Raw genomic sequence first — 17,293 nt, forward strand, 5'->3', positions numbered from 1 at the left:
GCCTCCTACAATATATCCACCCAAATTTTAATAGCAGTCGCCAATATAAGGACCGCTAACATAGCTTGTAAAATTTTCGTATTTAATTTTTTCCCAGCTTTTGCACCTAGTGGAGCGGCTACTAGGCTAGCTATAATCATAATGAACGCGGGGTAATAATTAACTTGCCCCGTCATCAATTTTCCAATTGTCCCGCCTATTGAGGATATTAAAGTAATAGCGAGGCTTGTAGCAATTGTCATACGTGTCGGTATGCCCAATACTACTAGCATGATAGGTACTAACAAGAAACCACCAGCCGCCCCAACAATCCCTGATCCAATACCAACAATAAACGCTAAAACAGCTGCGATTGGTTTATTAAACGTTACTTCACCGAAAGGTTTGTCGTCAATTTGCTTTTTAGGAATAAACATCATCACTGCAGCAATCAACGCCAATACACCATAAACGATGTTAACGCCGTCTTCAGATAAAAATTTGGAGCCATAACTACCAATGAAACTTCCTGCTAATACGGCACCCCCCATATATAGCATTAGTGCTTTATTTAAAAAACCACCTTTTCGATACGTCCACACTCCAGCTGCCGAGGCAAAAAACACTTCTACTGCACTAATACCTGATACCTCATGTGCTGAAAAAGCAGCAAAACCTAGTAAAGGTGGGACGTATAATAACATCGGATATTTTATAATCGCTCCGCCAATTCCTAGCATTCCTGATACAAACGAACCGACAAAGCCAATTAAAAATATTGTAATGATCCATGTTAAATCCATAGTTTTCCTTCTTTCTAGTTAACTCACTAAGGACCAATAACGAAAGGAGGGTTGTGCTACCCTCAAATAGACAACCCCCACCAGACTTAAGCTTTCTGAATAAAAAATGTAATAACGCCAGCATCCTCATATTTGTCTAAAATTATATGACCGCCAGCTTTTGCCCAAGCAGGGATATCCGCTAAAGCTCCCTTATCTGTTACTTGAACCTCTAAAACTTCCCCTGAAGCTAATGTATCTATCGCTTTTTTTGTTTTCACTATAGGCATCGGACAAGATAAACCCTTTGCATCTAGTTGTAAGTTTGATTTCATATTTTTCTCCTTTGGAACAGCAAACGTTGTAAGCGATTTTGCCGGTTCTATTTGTTTTTTCACGAATTTACGAAGGATGAGCGCCTTCGCTTCGCGGTATTTACATGCTATAACCATGCATGCGTACTCATTGCATTTAACCATTTTTTATAAACGAACTAGCGAACTGCGCAGCGATTTGGACCAATTTCCATCTCTGTTTGCTCATCCTGCGTTGGGGTAATCTTACCCATATTTACTTGACGAATTTCTTGATAGGCATTTGGCTGTGGAGGCAAATGCTCTGTTACGACGCTTCGGAATTTTGCTTCATCTTTAATATTTAAGCCGTGATTTTCCGCAAATAATTGTCCAAGGTGTTTTGCTACAGTTCCATCTTCATTTAGTTCATCAATAATCATAAAGTGAGCTGGTAAAACAATTAAATCATCCGATAATTCCCTGTATCGTTTGTAAAGTGTTTCACGTAAATCACCCACCCAATCTTCTGCTAGACCCGCTAAATCAGGGCGTCCAATTGAATCAATAAACAAAATATCTCCAGTTAATAAATACTTGTTGTCCACAACAAAGGACGTTGAACCAATTGTATGACCGGGTGAATAAATCGCTCCTACATCAACTTGAGAGGCACCAACTCGTACAGTTGTTCCATCAAGTAAAGGTGTATAGTCAAACACAACCTCCTCTGCATCTTTTGGTGGTAAATAATACGTCGCACCAGTAGTAGTTGCTATATGTCGTCCACCAGAAATATGATCCGCATGCAAGTGTGTATCGAACACATATTTAATTTTTACATTTTTCTCTTCCGCAAAGCTTGTGAATGCGTCAGTAAAACGCACAGCATCGATAATCGCTGCTTCACCCTCAGAGATGACCATATAAGAAAGGCAACCCTTCCCTAAACGTACAAACTGATAAAGCTCACCCCCATCAGTTAAATCTCCAACTTTAATCGGTTCTAAATATTCACTCCACGTTTTCATTCCACCTTCTAAATAAGCGACCGTACGTCCTGCTTCTGATAACATCTCAGCTATCATTAGTGATGATCCTTCTTTCGCACAAACAACTAATACATCTTTATCAGTTGGAATGTTCGGTAAAATATCCTCGACGCCATCTAATAGCTCAAAATACGGAATATTGAGGTATTCAAATTTATGGCCTTCAATTTTCCAATCTTCGAACGCATCCGCATTTCGAACATCTAAAATAAATAGTTCTCCATTGTTCATTACTTTTTTCGCTACTTGCGCTGCACTCCATTTTAAAACTGACACTGTCGTTACCCCCTAAGGTATTATTTTATCGATTTTTTTAGCGGAAAGGACTATCCTCTCCGCTTGTATAGTTACAAATAAATTAAAATGTTAATGACGGTGCTGCATCTTTAGCAAACTCTAAAAATGTCACAGCTCCCCCAACCTCGATACCTTCAATAAAATCAGCTATCGTTAAACCCATTACATCCATCGTCATTTGACACGCAATCAATTTCACACCTAATTCTTGTGCCATTTCCACCAATTGTGGAATTGCTGGTACATTAGCTTTAGCAAACCCTTCTGCCAAATGCTCCGCTCCAGCAGGCATAGGTAATGCATGCATCCCATGTTTATGAATTAAATTTAATCCTTCGAACGTAAAGAAAATCGCTACTTCTTTCTCTGTAGCCGCCGCTGCCGTCGCAATATTGAATACTTTATACGCATCGAAAAGACCACCGTTACTTGCAATTATCGCTACTTTATTTGACATAATAAATTCCTCCTAAATATGTTTTATTAAATGTCCCGTCCAGGATGTCATACCTGGCAGAACGTTAAATACCTTTGTAAAGCCATGTGCCACAAGCTTTTGAGCAGCTAAATCACTACGCTTCCCTGTTCGACATACGACATAAACCTCTTGCTCTTTATTAAGTTCTGAAAGACGTACTTCAAGTTCACCCATCGGAATAGACTTCGCCCCCTCGATGTGTCCAAAAGCAAACTCTGCCTCTTCGCGAACATCGAGAATAAGCCCTTCCCTTTCTACCGCTACTTCTAACGCAATTGTATGTTCAAATGTTTTCTCATCCATTGTGTCGTCTGAGCATTTGCGAATGTAATGTTTAAGCACATTTTCTTCTTCCACAGTCCCAATATATTGATGACCTACAGATTCAGCCCATGCAGCAATATCTGCTTTCGAACCCTTATCCGTCGCTGAGACTTCTAAAATTTGACCATCCACTAAATCAGCCATCGCCTTTTTCGTTTTAACAATTGGCATAGGGCAAGAAAGCCCCTTGGCATCTAGCTGAAAATCTACCTTCATACTCATAACTCCCCCTCATACCTGCATAGGTATTATTTTTGTTAAAAAAAATATAGCAAGTGCTACAGCATCTCCTTACTGTACTTCACCATCCCAAGCGAGCATGCCACCAACCATATTGGATACATCGAAGCCTTGACTTTCTAAAAATTGAGTAGCACGACCACTACGACCACCTGATCGACAAACGATAACATATGATTCATTTTTATTTAACTCATGCATACGAAATTCAAGTAAGCCAAGTGGGATATGAATCATTCCCGGAATGTGCCCTGACTCCACTTCATCCACTTCACGTACATCAATTAACTTTATTGCCTGACCTCGTTCTAAAGCTTGTTGAACTTCCTTTGTTGAAATTTCCTTCATGCCATTCTCCTCCTAATATGCGCTCATGCCTCCACGGACATTTGTGACACGTTCAAATCCTTGTTTTTTTAATTGCTTACACGCCTGACTACTACGCATCCCACTTTGACAAATGACCACTATCTCTTTATCTTTTGGTAATTTATCGAAACTCGAACCAAGTGGAATATTTTTAAATTGCGGGATATTTCGCCCCTTATATTCAGCTGGTGTACGCACATCGATAAAAACTTTATCCTTATCATTCAACATACTTTTCAATTGCGCCACCGAAATTGACTGCACCCCTTTCGTTGGCCTCATTCGCCAAACGAAAAACGCTATAACAACAGCAAGTAAAATCCATGTTCCCAAGTAACATTACCTCCTTCCACATACTATTTAGGGTATATAAATTTATCTGCTTTTCACGACTAAATCCATCGCCTCTTGGATGGCTGTATTCACTTTTCCCGCATCCCCTTCAGCAGTCGTTACACATTCCAATAAATTTTCACTAACAATTACTCCAATAGTCCGATCAACCGCAGAACGCACGGCAGATAGCTGCGTAATTACATCCTTACAGTTTTTTTCTTCTTCCATCATGCGTAAAACACCACGCAATTGACCTTCTATTCGCTTCACCCGATTAGCCGTTTTTGTACCGTAAGCCATACTATTACGCCTCCTTTCAAAACGATTGATTGAACTTGCTTACGTGATTCATAATATACCCCATTAGGTATGTTGTCAACATGCAAGCTTGAATTTTTCTTAATCATCGTTACAATATCAGTTCCCTCTTGTATCAACGCTTTATCGATCCCTTTCTGGTTGTTACCCTCATTTTCTTATCTTTCAGTTACAAAAAAAGCGAGAAATCCGACGATTCTATCATCGAATTTCTCGCTTAATAGCGCATTGCTATGAAGACTTACTTCTTTTTAATAGTTATTGTCCAAGCAGCTTCGCCAACTTGTTCATACTCCGTTACCTCGTGCCCTTCTTCAGCAGCCCAACGAGGAATGGATTCGGTACCTTGTGTACAATCAAATTGCACTTCTAATTCATCGCCTGAATGTAAGTCTTTTATAGCTTCTTTTGCTTCTACTAAAGGAAATGGACAAACCATTCCCATTACTTCTAATGTTTTTTTCATATGAATATACACTCCTTTTTTACGCTGTTATTACTTGCGCAGCTCGCTTAGCTTTTTTCCTTGGTCGAACGAATACAAAGTAAGATGCTGTCCATGTACCTAAAATCATAAACCCTAATGAAATCCAGCCTTGCCAAGTCATCATCGCCGTCATCACCAATCCATTACCAATTGAGCAACCTCCTGCTAAACCAGCGCCAAATCCCATCAAAAGTCCACCACAAAAGCTGTTAATCGCTGTTTTCGTATCTGGAATACGGAATCTAAATTCACCACTCATTTTTGCTGCGAATAATGATCCTAAGAAAATCCCTAGTACTAGGAAAACGCCCCAGTTGATGAAATTAATTTGTCCAGTGACCAAAAATTGCAAAATATTAGCAGAAGGTGTTGTAATGCCTAACCCTCCTATGCGACCAGTAGCAACACTTAATGGCCATGCTAAAGTTGCAATCACGCCTATAATTGTTGCAGTTATAAATGGATGCCAACGTTTTTCAAATAAAATATGTGCTAATCCCGTTTTTTTCGGCTTTAACCCCGGGATTTTCAATCGAGGCTTCTTGAGCTCACGGTATACGATATATGCTACAACTATTACAAAAATCGTGATAATCAACCAGTTGTTTACGCCAATTGTCTCGGCAATTGAATTACTTTCAATGCTCGTTTCTTTAATAGTTTTATCCAATGGCAACAATACGCCTGATTTCACCATTGCTGCTACAAGCATATAGCCAGCTAATGCAATCCAACTGCCAATTAAACCTTCTCCTGCCCGATACCAAGTCCCTGTTGCACAACCACCAGCAAAAATAATGCCAATTCCAAAAATAAATGAACCAACTATAACTGCTACGATCGGTAAAGAACCAGCACTAAATTCAAATACTTTCAAACTAATTAAGGTATATACACCTACACTTTGAATTGCTATCGCAATAAGTAATGCGTAAAACATCCGATTATCTTTTGTCAAATACATATCGCGGAAGCCGCCAGTTAAGCAAAAACGACCACGTTGCATAACAAAACCAAGCAAAGCTCCACAAATAAGTCCTGTAATAATCATTTGACCCATCTACCATTCCCCTTCCAATACCGAGTATTCTTATAAGGTATATTACCACTTGTTTTACTATGAATTCAATCACTTTTTTCCACAACTATGGAAAATTTAATAAATTTCTTATGCTTATTCACACAAAAACCCTTGCTACAAGTGCGGATAGCTGCTTGTTATAACAAGGGTTTATAATTGCATGGCTGAACGAAAGAATTCATAATGAATTTTTTCGTCTTTCACACCAATCTCATGTAAATTTTTAACTTTTTTCAGCACAGGTTTCATTTTGCAGCATGATTACCAAGGAATTGTACACTCTGCACAAATAAAAGTTTGCTCTATATATACCCCCTTTTTGTATTTAACCTATAGATTTACATTGTTTTAAGGATTAAAAATACTCTGATTTAGTTTAGTGCTAATATGTTTATGAAATTCAGGTAATTCTTTTAATGGTTCTTTAAAAGTAATTAGCACTTTTTCTATACCAATGCTACTTAATTCTTGTAATTTAGTAACTACCTCATCATAACTACCGATTAACCCTGTACGAAAACCCTCATTATTAGCTACAAAATCACTTAACTGAGTGGCATTTTTCCACATCCCTAACGTTTCTTTGCGATTCCGGAACTGCAAGATTGCTTCTTCATCGGCATGATCAATAATTGATTGAAATTCTTGGAACGCTTCTTCAGAAGTTTTACGGGCAATGACAAATGCATTAACAGCAAATTTTATCGTCCGCCCCTTTCTTCTCGCAATTTCATTTACATTTTCAATTTGTTTTTGCAACTCTACAATCGGAGCTCCGTTCATAAAATAAACATCACTGTGCACGCCTGCCATAACTTGAGCGTCCTCTGAATTACCACCTTGATAAATCGAAGGATATGGCTTTTGAATTGGTTTTGGTGTAAGCGTAGCATTTTTTATTGTATAGAAATCGCCCTCATAGCTAAAATTGTCTTGTGACCAAAGACCTTTCAATACCTCTAAATATTCAGTTGAACGTCGATAGCGATCTTCATGGTTGATCCACTCAATACCAAAGGTTTCTTGTTCTTTTTTAAACCAGCCACTTACTAAATTAATATGAAATCTACCATTTGAAATGACGTCTATTGTTGAACCTATTTTGGCTAAAGTTGCTGGATGGATGAACCCAGGCAAAACAGCTGCTATAAAGTGAATATTTTCCGTTTCAGCAATTAATGCTGCCGCAAGCGTTAGGGCATCCAGCTGTCCTTCTTCAGCACTACCATTACCGCCAATATTGCCCATATAGCGAATCGGAAATAAAATAGCATTTATATCTAACTTTTCAGCTAATTTTATCAATGTTTTATTGTACTCAAAGCTTCCTTCTGTATTTTGCTCTATTCTAGAACGTAAAAATCCACCTGCTAAATTTGAGCCCCAAATAACAAATTCCATGCAAAGATCACTCCATTTATTCAAATAATGGCAATACCTTTTCTCCGAAAATTTCCGCTTCCTCTTTATGTGGGAAGCCTGATAAAATAAAGTGCGTTACACCGATATCAATATACGCTTGCAATCCTGCTTTAACTTGCTCTGGCGTACCAACAATAGCCGTCCCCGCACCTTTTCGAATTTTACCAATACCAGCCCAACTGTATTGATCAAATCGCTCGTTTTCAGCAGTAAGGACATTCATTCTTTTTTGAGCCACTGAATCTACCGTTTCATAATATCGATTCAGATTCGATTGTACAGGGTTTTCTATTTTACTAATAATGTTATAGGCAGCATCCCAAGCCTCTTGCTCCGTATCACGTACAACTATATGAATTCGAATACCGTACTCTAATCGACGATTATACTTTTTAGCTCGACTTTCAACATTTTGAATTTGCTCCTGAATGCTTGCTACTGGCTCTCCCCATTGCAAATAAACATCTGCAGCTTTTGCAGCTATTTCCTTAGCCACATCGGAAGAACCTCCAAAATAAATAGGAATACCTTTTTCTCGATAAAGAGTAGGAATCAACTTTCCTTCAGTTACCTTAAAAAACTCGCCATCATAATGAAATGATTCTTCTTGCCAGGTTTCTTTCACTACAGTTAAAAATTCATCTGTGCGTTCATAGCGCTGTTGATGTGATAAGTAGTCACCGTCTTGTGCTAGCTCTTTTTCTGAACCGCCCGTTACAACATTGACCAACACTCTTCCCTTCGAAAATTGATCTAAAGTCGCTGCCATTTTAGATGCAACTGTCGGGGAAACAAAACCGGGTCTAAATGCAATTAAAGGTTTTATATACTTTGTCTTATGAATGATAGCAGACCCTACGAGCCATGAATCTAAATAAGGAATACCAGTAGGAATCAAAATCCCTTCAAATCCTGCTTTTTCTGCCGTTTGAGCTACATCTACTAAATACTCCAAGGTTGGCTCTCTTTCAGGCTGCTTTAACCCTAAATACCTTCCGTCTCCACTTGTAGGAGCAAACCAATAAAAATGTGGTTTCACCAATCTCTCTCCTTCCCTAATTAAATTCTTCAACTAGCTTTAACAATCGATCCTTTTCACTATAGTTTTGATATTGCGCTGCAAAGGTACGAACAGGATCACCTGAATAAAAACGTTCATATAATTCGTGACGCGCTCCAAGCTGACTACCTATTAAATCCCAAGCTAGTTTAATAAATTTGGTTCTTGCAAATGCACTTGTATGTGTACCTCCATAATACGCCTGTAACTTGTCACCTATTGGCCCATTGATTTCTTCAATAGTAGACGGCACTTGCAATAATCCGCTTGCTCCAATTTGCTGTAATATTTCCAAAGCACGTGGATAATAACGTGTACCTAAATTTCGGGCAGTCGTTAAAAATCGTTGTTTAGGTAGATAAATGCCATTATGTTCGCTAGCTTCATATTCAGCCGCATTTAATAAACCCTTTATAGTTTCTAACTGTATGATTAACTCACTTAACTTCTCTTTTACATGTAAAAACTCTGTCGCTCCAGCTGTTTCCGCTAGTTCGTTGCCAATGGCTACTACCGATTCTAATTTACTAATTAGGCGTACAACCGTTTGATGCTGACTTAACAAAGATGATGCCGTTTCAGTTCGTAGCTTCCAAGCTAATTCAGGATCTTCTGCTACCAACACTCTTTCCCAAGGGATTAGAACATTATCAAAAATTAAGACAGCATCCATTTCATCAAAACGAGCGCTTAAAGGGTGGTTGTTGGTATCAGTGGAAGCAAACGATTCTCGACATACCATATGTAACCCTTGAGCTGATGTTGGAACATAAAATACATTTGCCATTGGTGCTTCCTCTAACCCTCGCTTATGATAAGAGGTTATGAGCAGTTCATCTACATATGGTGCTGCTGTAGCAATTGTTTTGGCACCGCTCACAAAAATACCTTCTTCATTTTTAGTCACTACACGTAATTTCCCATGCTCTATCTCTTCAGCTAATTTAGAGCGGTTTTTTTGCGGGTCATGTGCTGCAACTGTTGATAATAAATCTAAATCACGTGCCGCTGTGTATAGTTTTTCAAGCTTTGTTGCAATGCCTGGTGACCAAACATCTAATTGTTGTCTACTTGCATACCAACCTACTAACTGCGAACGAGAATATTCGGATAAGCGGCTCATTACTCCAAACGTTTCATCTGCCCAGCATTTATAAGCTAAACTTTTCCTTTTTAAATCATTGATTGATGTTGGCACTAAAAAAGATAGGTGGGCATTTATATCTTCTTCCGTTTCATACGTTAAAATCGATTTTGTCGGCTCCACGGTTTGTAAATATAATAAATGCTGGATTGTACGAACAGTCCCTTTAAAGGATTGATGGTTTTCTAAATTAGTAACAATTCTTCCGTCTAACCAAACTGTTCGCCCATTATTCAACCTCCGCAAATACGGAATCTGCGTATTCATCTCCATTTCCCTCCCTTTCAATTAAATTATTCAAAAAATGGTTTAACTTATTTTTCAAATAGGATTTATCATAAGTTTCATACTGCAAGGCATGAACACGAATTGGATCACCTGTATAAAACCGTTCATATAAATCATGACGTGAGCCGAGTTGACTGCCAATAAGTTCCCACCCCATTCTAAATAGCTTTTCTTTTGTTCGTGCATCTACCTTTGCCCCTTTATAGTACTTGGAAAAAAACGGGAATAATTCGTGATTTTCTAGAATCGGAGATGACGATAATTGAATAAAGCCTCCTGCACCTATCTGCTTTAAAATATCTAGAGCACGGCCATAGAAATGTGTGCCTAAATTTCTTGCTGTTTGTAGTGGCGTAATATTAGGTATATAAACATTCTGCTCATTTAGATGTCCTTCTTTTTCTGATGAAATTAATAAAGCTTCAATACTATCAATTTGTGTATAAAGCTCCCCTATTTTTTCCTGAACATGTAAAAAGTAATCTGCACCAATTGATTGAGCTATTGCCGTTGTAACCCCAGCAGCAAATTCTAATTTTGATAATAAACGAACGACCGTTTGATGCTGCGCTAGTGTATCGAGTTGCTGATGCCGATGTGCTTTCAACACGCCCTCAGGTGAACCCTTAATAAGCACCCTATCCCACGGGATTAAAACATCGTCAAACAATAAAACAGCGTCCATTTCATCGAATCTTGAACTTAATTTATGATGCTCTTTATTTGAAGCAAATGATTCTCGACAAACAATTTGTAACCCAGGTAAATTCAATGGCACAATAAACATATTTGCTTGAGCTATTTGATTTGATGATAATTTTTGCGGAGAGGTGACAATGACATCATGTGCATAAGGAGCACCAGTCGCAATCATTTTTGCCCCTCGTACAACTACCCCTTCCTTGGTCTCCCGTATAATACGTAATAATGCATCTTCATCTTGCTCTTCAGCTGGTTTCGAACGATCCATTTGAGGGTCCAAAATGGCAGTAGTAACAATTCGCCGTCCATCTCTAGCTAGCTCATAATATTTCGTTATTTTTTCAACGAATCCAACATCATATTGCGCAAACTGCTCCCGATCCAAATAGTATCCGGTAATTAGAGAATTAGCGTAATCTGATAAACGACTCATTACTCCATAGGTTTTATTCGACCATAGAGCAAATGCTTTTTTACGCTTTATCAAATCCTCATAGCTACGCGGAATATAAAATGCGCTATGAACAAATCGATTACTTTTTGGACTTTTAAAACCTGCAATGCTTTGATTGTTCTCATCATCTAGAAGTGCTAATAAATTTGTGATAGTCTCTAATGTTCCCGTAAAGGCTGGATGAGTTGTTACATCCACTTTTACTCCGTCCAACCACACACTTCTTCCATCTTTCAAACTTTCACTAAAAGACATTTATTATCTCCAACTCCTTTTCATGAACACAAAAAAACTCCCACCAAATCTCCTGCGCAAATCTTCGCTTAAGACATCAATGAGAGCTCCATTTTTATGGTCGCTATGAGTATTTATGGCTAAAAAACAAAATCGGAGCTTTTAGTTCTAAAACCAAAGCTCCGATTTTTTCAGTCGCCACATTCTATAAATTAATTTACATATTAAACCAAACAAAACCGATAAGTCAAGTATATTTTGAAAAATCAATTAATCCATTATGCCTCGAATTGCATCCGGAAAGAAAACCATTAGAGAATCCAACCTTCGAATACCAAAACCTATTAGCAGTTTGCACTGAGGATAAAGATATTGAAGCATATCATTCAGCGGATTTTCAAAAATTTATTGCATCTAATATAGCCCAGATTATTATGAAACTAAAAAAATGACGTGCTTTTTAAATATGAGCACGCCATCCACAATTTTGAATTTTATTTTACTAATTGCATGGCTGGACCAAAGAATTCATAATGAATTTTTTCGTCTTTCACGCCAATCTCATGTAAATTTTTAATGACCGCTTCCATAAAGCCTGTAGGTCCACATACGTAAACATCTGCATTGTTAGCTACTTTTTCAGCTAAAAATTCTTTTGTGATTTTCTTATTTTCATCCGAATAGAACGCTGTGTATGTTGCATTTGGAAGCATATTTACTTTCTTTTGAATGTCATCGCTGAATGCTACAACTTTTTCATTGCGCGCACATTGGATAAAGCTCACTTCATTTGCCGCATTATCTTTTAGTGATTGCAGCATACTGTTTAATGGTGTTACTCCGATACCACCGCTTATAAATGTAATTGGAGCAGCACTTTCTTCTAAGACAAATAGTCCTGCTGGAACACTTACATCCACTAAATCTCCGACTTCTAATACGTCGTGAATAAAGTTAGATACTTTACCATTTGGCGTATGATCACTTTCACGTTTTACAGAGATACGATAGCCATTTTCTGTACTTGCTTGTGAAAGTGTATATTGACGGTTCATTAAATACTCTTCACCCGGTACTTTCACGCGGATACTGATATATTGACCTGGCTCATAAGCTGGTAGAGGGGAACCATCTTCATTTTCAAAGTAGATAGATGTAACAAGATCACTTTCTACTACTTTTTTCGCAACTTTCAATGGTTTAAATAAGCGCCATCCGCCATTACCCTCAGCTTTTTGATATAGTTCTTCTTCTACTTGAATGAAGATATCTGCAATCATGCCATATGCTTCAGCCCATGCATTAATAATATCATCTGTTGCTGCATCACCAAGCACTTCTTTAATCGCTTTTAGTAAGTATTCTCCTACTATTGGATAATGCTCAGGTAAAATACCTAGACTACGGTGCTTATGAGCAATTAACATCACCGCTGGTAAAATAGCTTCTAAATTTTCAATATGAACTGCCGCAGCATAGACTGTGTTTGCTAATGCTGTTTGCTGACGACCTTTTTCTTGATTTGTATGGTTAAAAATATTTAATAATTCGGGATGAGCTTGGAACATATTTTTGTAAAACGTTTTAGTAATCTCCACGCCATGAACTTCTAATACAGGAACTGTTGCTTTAATAATTTGTACTGTTTCTTGTTTTAACATATCGCTTACCACCCTTTCATGGTTACAATATAACGCTCTCATTTTTTAAAAGCAATATATAAAATACATCTTTAACAAAATGGACATAATTAATGTATTTTAAATACACCTTTAAAAAAGTATTGAATTTATAATACTTCAAGGTAAAAATGCTATAATTATTTTGAACTATAGAAAGTAGGGTGTTCTTATGCGCTTAACTTTATACACAGATTATTCTCTCCGGACACTCATATATTTGGGTGCGAAGGAAGATGGCCAACTATCAACTATCCAAGAAATTTCAGATGCTTATAATATATCGAAAAACCATTTAATGAAGGTGACACACCAGCTTGGATTATTGGGCTATATTGAAACGATTCGAGGGCGTGGTGGCGGAATTCGCCTAGCAATTGATCCAAGGACCATTACAATTGGTGAAATAGTACGTCATACAGAAGAGGATTTTCATCTTGTCGAATGCTTTGACAAAGAAAATAACCTTTGTAAGATCGCTCCAGAATGCCAGCTAAAAGGCGTATTATACGAAGCGTTGCAAGCCTATTTAACCGTCTTAGATCGCTATACTTTAGATGACTTTTTACATTCAAAAGAAAAGTTGATGGCACTGTTGTTTGGCGAATAAAAATACCCGCACAACTCAAGTTGGACGGGTATTTTTTATGTTTATTTTACAATGCCTTTGAAAAGAAAATCATATCGAGTGCACGAATTCCATTTTCATAGATTGGCTCAGGGTAATTACTGAAAAAATCTTTTTCAATGGCTTCCATACGAAAGCCCGCTTTTTGATAGAAGGCAATATTATCAATACTAGAATTTGCAGTTCCGACTATTATCGTTTGATATCCTTGTGATTGACAAATGTTTGTTATTTGTCGCAGTGCTTCTTTCCCAAGCCCTTTACCTTGATAGTTCGGTACAATCGCAATATTTTTTAACTCAACTGTCGAATCGGACTGTTCAAGAAGTAACGCTACACCCGCTAACTGCTCACCACATTTTATTTCGTATAACTCACCGTCATCTAAATATTCTCGAACAGCGACTTCACTTTCATCAGCTAATAATAGTTGAGGTAAATAGTCTTCCCGAGCACCTTCCACTTTCTTTAAAGATGTACGATATCGAACAAAATCTTCGCGCTCAAAAACATTTAAAACACACGGCTGCTTCTCTTTAATCTCTAGCCATGAATGTTCCTGCGGAAAATCATTCTCAACTCCTAATCGAATAAAAGGCAACTTTTCCTGCGCCTTTTGTGAGCGTATATTAACCTTTCTAGCTCCTGCAAAAACACGCTTTAGCCCTAACTCAAAAAATGCAATATCTAAAATTGCAACTTTCGATTGAAGATTATAGCCTTTTCCCCAAAATTCATAGCCCAGCCATGAGCCAATGTGACAGCTCTTTTTATTGTGATCAATAAACATTAATGCCGTGACACCAATCAGTTGTCCTTCCTCATCCAGTACAACACGAGGGACTGTTTTTCCAGCCTCTTCGTCCACACATTCACGTTTTATAAAATTAATCGTATCTTCCACTTTACCAGCAGGTAACCCTAGTGCATCTCGAACCTGTGGCATAGAAGATAGTGCATGCATCGCTTCAGCATATTTTATATCGTGTCTCACTAAAGTTACTACCATATGCTATTCTCCTTTTAACATGATTAACAACAGACTTTGTATCGTCCTCTACTAACATAATGAAATTATTTCATCTATTTATTTATATATATTGCTTCTGAAAATCAATTATACGTTAGTTGCCATGATACACCAAAACGATCCTGAATCCAGGCAAATTTCTTAGAAAATCCATAATTATTAAGTGGCATTAAAGCTTGTCCACCCTCTAAAATTTGAGCAACTAGACTTTCGATTTCTTCTTCAGACTCACATTCCATAAAAATGGAAGTTGATGGTGTAAATGTAAAGTTATGTTGTATCACACTATCATTCACCATCATTTTCAAACCTTTTAAATGTAGGACAGCCATCGCAATCTGTTGGGAGTTTTCCATATAGGTTAAGCTTTCCACCTGTAATTCTGAAAACCACTGTTGATATTGCTGGATAGCTTCATTGGCTTGTCCCTGAAACATTAAAAATGTAGTCGCACTTTTCATTTAGTTAACGCCCCTTCATATTTTGAAATCCATTGTGCTGGTGTCATTTTCGCAACAAGCTCTCCTATCAATTCAAACGGAATATTTTTAGCGCTTGTAAAACGAATACAACTTTTCCCCATATTGAGTTTCGTCGGTACTCGTTTCGCATATTCCTCTTGGAACCACGAGAGTAGCGCTCGATCTGCATAAATGCCCATATGATAAACTGCAATATGGCGTTTCTGTGCAGCAAGACTTATAAAGGGCAAAGGAGTATTGGGTGTAACATGATAGCCTTTCGGATAGGTAGTTAGTGGGACCACATAGCTTACCATGTCATAGTACATGCTTTCTTCAAAACCCTCTGGTAAATTGCTTTCTACCACGTCTACAAGTTTGCCAAAACTCTCCCGCCATTTTTCATCCACTTGCTCAATATATGTGCTTTTCATGCCCTTCCCTCTTTTCAATTGCTATGTGTGTATCAGAAGACTCATTCAGTCCATAACGTAAAATTGATCTCCGTTCTGACTTCATATTTAATGCTGCGCTACATAATAAATTCTAGTTGCTAACCATCTGTCTTATTTTGCTAATTACAATAAATATAGCATCATTTAAAGGAATCCATAAAGCCTCTTTGTAAATTATGCTTTTCCCTCAGCCTTTGCTTTTCGGTATAATTCCTTTGTTTTGTAGCCCAATCTAATAATTTCACGCATCTCCTCTAAACGTGCTACTTGCGTCTCTTCCTTTTTCGCACTATAAATATATCGGGCCCAGTCCTTTTGATAACCCGGTGTTAATCCATCATAAAATAATAAATCATCCGGATTTTCCGCAAGGGTATCACGCAATTGAGGAATCATACCTTCATAGTCACTAACGCATTGACTACTCGCTGTCTTCTTCTTGCCGTGTCCCTTGCCATCTTTCTTTATACTTACTATAGAAAATGTCTCATCTAACGACATAAGACTTGCAAATTTATAATCACTGCCAACAATGTATTTTTCCTCGTCCACTTGAATTGCTGGGAAGATGTCATCGCGATGGATAAACTGTTCATACTTCTTATTCCCCTTTTTCGGATAAACAAAAAATAAATAACCTTGTTCCGTAAGCGCGTTTAACTTTTGTACATTTTGTAAATACGTTACCATTTCATCAATCTTAAACACAAAGGCAATTATTCGATCATAAGGTGCATTCCCTGTTTGGGTTATTCCCTCTAATTGCATCTCCTCTGGTTGATTATGAATGGCGATAGTCAGTCCATCCTTTATTTTAAATTTCTTTAGCATAGTTTTGACACCTCTTCTAATTACAATTTTCTCTTAGTTTTGATAGTATAGCTGATTTAGTGCAATTTTCGTACAAAAAAACGCTCGAATATTCTCGAGCGGTTAAGAATGAGATAAGCTTATTTAATTTTTGTAGCCACAACTATTCCTCTAATAATCGGAATGGCCGTTACAATTAGCACTAATGGTAGGAACCACCAACCAAGACTCTCTGCCTCCCCAAGTGCAATACGTACCATTTGGAAGGATATAGCTGTAAATATAAGTAAACAAAGGTTTTTTATTTCATTCAATATTTTTCGGCTATTTAAATAAAATGCCTTTACATTACTTTCGTTTAAGCGTGCTGGGTAATTATGAATATGCGGAATTTTTTCAAGTAATCCCAGCAATATCCACAGCAATATTCCGATAAACGGAAGGATGAGTAACTCTATTTTTGTACCCCACCGATTAACTTCTCCTGCACCATTAAAATGCCCTGGAATCTTTTCGGGTAGTTGGCCCCACATTCCAACAATATAAAGGATGGACAGTATAAATAACCCGCCACCGATACAGTCCAAAATCTTTTCATATCTTGTTTTCGGCAATTTTAAAATTGGCCTATACATCTTCCCACTTCCTTGCTTATTCCTTTTTCTATTTTACGTTACTACAGTTTAATTAGTTTCAAATTTATGCAAATTGTCATAATTTTCGAGGTATACAGGTAACTATCCGCTTTCACTTACTGTAAAAAAGCAAATTATTCAGCTTTTTTATCATTCTACCTACAATTATTTACCTTATTATTCCTAATATATATTGTAGAAATACTCACAATACTTTGTAAAATTTATATAATCTGATATAAATGGTATAAACAT

General features: G+C 37.5%; 21 protein-coding genes. 1 reads left to right on the forward strand and 20 read right to left on the reverse strand.

From position 1 onward, the window contains the following. Positions 1–5: 5 nt before the first annotated feature. The 15 genes from PVA17_RS06250 to hmpA all read right to left on the reverse strand — a co-directional run bounded on the left by PVA17_RS06250 (position 6) and on the right by hmpA (position 13,001). Positions 6–782 carry a sulfite exporter TauE/SafE family protein gene (locus tag PVA17_RS06250; RefSeq protein ID WP_248717351.1) on the reverse strand — a complete coding sequence of 259 codons (777 nt, stop codon included), beginning with the start codon at positions 780–782 and terminating at the stop codon, positions 6–8. Between the two features lie 86 nt (positions 783–868). After that, entirely contained in the window at positions 869–1,096 is a 228-nt protein-coding gene (locus PVA17_RS06255) for a sulfurtransferase TusA family protein (protein WP_132361662.1), read from the reverse strand. 158 nt (positions 1,097–1,254) lie between these two features. Further along, positions 1,255–2,382, reverse strand: a complete 1,128-nt coding sequence (locus tag PVA17_RS06260) for an MBL fold metallo-hydrolase (protein WP_274067178.1) — start codon at positions 2,380–2,382, stop codon at positions 1,255–1,257. 82 nt (positions 2,383–2,464) lie between these two features. Continuing rightward, the gene (locus PVA17_RS06265) at positions 2,465–2,860 is read right to left on the reverse strand and encodes a DsrE/DsrF/DrsH-like family protein (protein ID WP_274067179.1); all 396 of its coding nucleotides are present in this window, start codon (positions 2,858–2,860) and stop codon (positions 2,465–2,467) included. 12 nt (positions 2,861–2,872) lie between these two features. Next, the gene (locus PVA17_RS06270; RefSeq protein WP_132361431.1) at positions 2,873–3,421 is read right to left on the reverse strand and encodes a sulfurtransferase TusA family protein; all 549 of its coding nucleotides are present in this window, start codon (positions 3,419–3,421) and stop codon (positions 2,873–2,875) included. Between the two features lie 75 nt (positions 3,422–3,496). Continuing rightward, a complete protein-coding gene (locus tag PVA17_RS06275) occupies positions 3,497–3,793 on the reverse strand; it encodes a rhodanese-like domain-containing protein (protein ID WP_274067180.1) in 297 nt (98 codons plus the stop codon). A 12-nt stretch (positions 3,794–3,805) separates the two neighbouring features. Continuing rightward, positions 3,806–4,096: a rhodanese-like domain-containing protein gene (locus PVA17_RS06280; protein WP_483308007.1), complete on the reverse strand. Its 291-nt coding sequence runs from the start codon at positions 4,094–4,096 to the stop codon at positions 3,806–3,808. A 93-nt stretch (positions 4,097–4,189) separates the two neighbouring features. Continuing rightward, on the reverse strand, positions 4,190–4,450 hold the full coding sequence (locus PVA17_RS06285; protein WP_132361424.1) for a metal-sensitive transcriptional regulator: 261 nt from the start codon (positions 4,448–4,450) through the stop codon (positions 4,190–4,192). Positions 4,451–4,709: 259 nt separating this feature from the next. Further along, positions 4,710–4,934, reverse strand: coding sequence for a sulfurtransferase TusA family protein (locus PVA17_RS06290; protein ID WP_132361421.1), 225 nt, complete (start codon positions 4,932–4,934; stop codon positions 4,710–4,712). Positions 4,935–4,953: 19 nt separating this feature from the next. Then, positions 4,954–6,015 carry a YeeE/YedE family protein gene (locus PVA17_RS06295; protein WP_132361419.1) on the reverse strand — a complete coding sequence of 354 codons (1,062 nt, stop codon included), beginning with the start codon at positions 6,013–6,015 and terminating at the stop codon, positions 4,954–4,956. A 369-nt stretch (positions 6,016–6,384) separates the two neighbouring features. After that, a complete protein-coding gene (locus PVA17_RS06300; RefSeq protein ID WP_274067182.1) occupies positions 6,385–7,437 on the reverse strand; it encodes an LLM class flavin-dependent oxidoreductase in 1,053 nt (350 codons plus the stop codon). A 16-nt stretch (positions 7,438–7,453) separates the two neighbouring features. Next, on the reverse strand, positions 7,454–8,497 hold the full coding sequence (locus PVA17_RS06305; RefSeq protein ID WP_274067183.1) for an LLM class flavin-dependent oxidoreductase: 1,044 nt from the start codon (positions 8,495–8,497) through the stop codon (positions 7,454–7,456). Between the two features lie 16 nt (positions 8,498–8,513). Next, positions 8,514–9,929: a 4-hydroxyphenylacetate 3-hydroxylase N-terminal domain-containing protein gene (locus tag PVA17_RS06310; protein ID WP_274067184.1), complete on the reverse strand. Its 1,416-nt coding sequence runs from the start codon at positions 9,927–9,929 to the stop codon at positions 8,514–8,516. Then, positions 9,892–11,361, reverse strand: a complete 1,470-nt coding sequence (locus PVA17_RS06315) for a 4-hydroxyphenylacetate 3-hydroxylase family protein (protein ID WP_274067185.1) — start codon at positions 11,359–11,361, stop codon at positions 9,892–9,894. The genes PVA17_RS06310 and PVA17_RS06315 overlap by 38 nt, the downstream gene beginning before the upstream one ends. A 473-nt stretch (positions 11,362–11,834) precedes the next feature. Beyond that, complete coding sequence (gene hmpA, locus PVA17_RS06320) at positions 11,835–13,001, reverse strand: NO-inducible flavohemoprotein (RefSeq protein ID WP_274067186.1); 1,167 nt, start codon at positions 12,999–13,001, stop codon at positions 11,835–11,837. Positions 13,002–13,191: 190 nt separating this feature from the next. Here hmpA and PVA17_RS06325 point away from each other — a divergent pair, with 190 nt between their 5' ends. Continuing rightward, positions 13,192–13,629, forward strand: coding sequence for an Rrf2 family transcriptional regulator (locus PVA17_RS06325; protein ID WP_132361404.1), 438 nt, complete (start codon positions 13,192–13,194; stop codon positions 13,627–13,629). Between the two features lie 46 nt (positions 13,630–13,675). Here PVA17_RS06325 and PVA17_RS06330 read toward each other — a convergent pair whose 3' ends face one another. The 5 genes from PVA17_RS06330 to PVA17_RS06350 all read right to left on the reverse strand — a co-directional run bounded on the left by PVA17_RS06330 (position 13,676) and on the right by PVA17_RS06350 (position 17,038). Then, entirely contained in the window at positions 13,676–14,656 is a 981-nt protein-coding gene (locus tag PVA17_RS06330) for a GNAT family N-acetyltransferase (RefSeq protein WP_132361402.1), read from the reverse strand. A 104-nt stretch (positions 14,657–14,760) separates the two neighbouring features. Next, positions 14,761–15,138, reverse strand: coding sequence for a VOC family protein (locus tag PVA17_RS06335; RefSeq protein WP_132361399.1), 378 nt, complete (start codon positions 15,136–15,138; stop codon positions 14,761–14,763). Next, on the reverse strand, positions 15,135–15,572 hold the full coding sequence (locus PVA17_RS06340; RefSeq protein ID WP_132361397.1) for a DUF1801 domain-containing protein: 438 nt from the start codon (positions 15,570–15,572) through the stop codon (positions 15,135–15,137). The genes PVA17_RS06335 and PVA17_RS06340 overlap by 4 nt, the downstream gene beginning before the upstream one ends. 195 nt (positions 15,573–15,767) lie before the next feature. After that, positions 15,768–16,424 (reverse strand): YdeI/OmpD-associated family protein, encoded by a 657-nt coding sequence (locus PVA17_RS06345; RefSeq protein WP_274067187.1) that lies wholly within the window; start codon positions 16,422–16,424, stop codon positions 15,768–15,770. A gap of 119 nt (positions 16,425–16,543) precedes the next feature. Further along, complete coding sequence (locus tag PVA17_RS06350; protein WP_132361393.1) at positions 16,544–17,038, reverse strand: DUF1648 domain-containing protein; 495 nt, start codon at positions 17,036–17,038, stop codon at positions 16,544–16,546. Positions 17,039–17,293 lie beyond the last annotated feature (255 nt).

The sequence above is a fragment of the Lysinibacillus sp. CNPSo 3705 genome (assembly GCF_028674935.1).
In the GTDB taxonomy this organism is placed as follows: Bacteria; Bacillota; Bacilli; order Bacillales_A; family Planococcaceae; genus Lysinibacillus.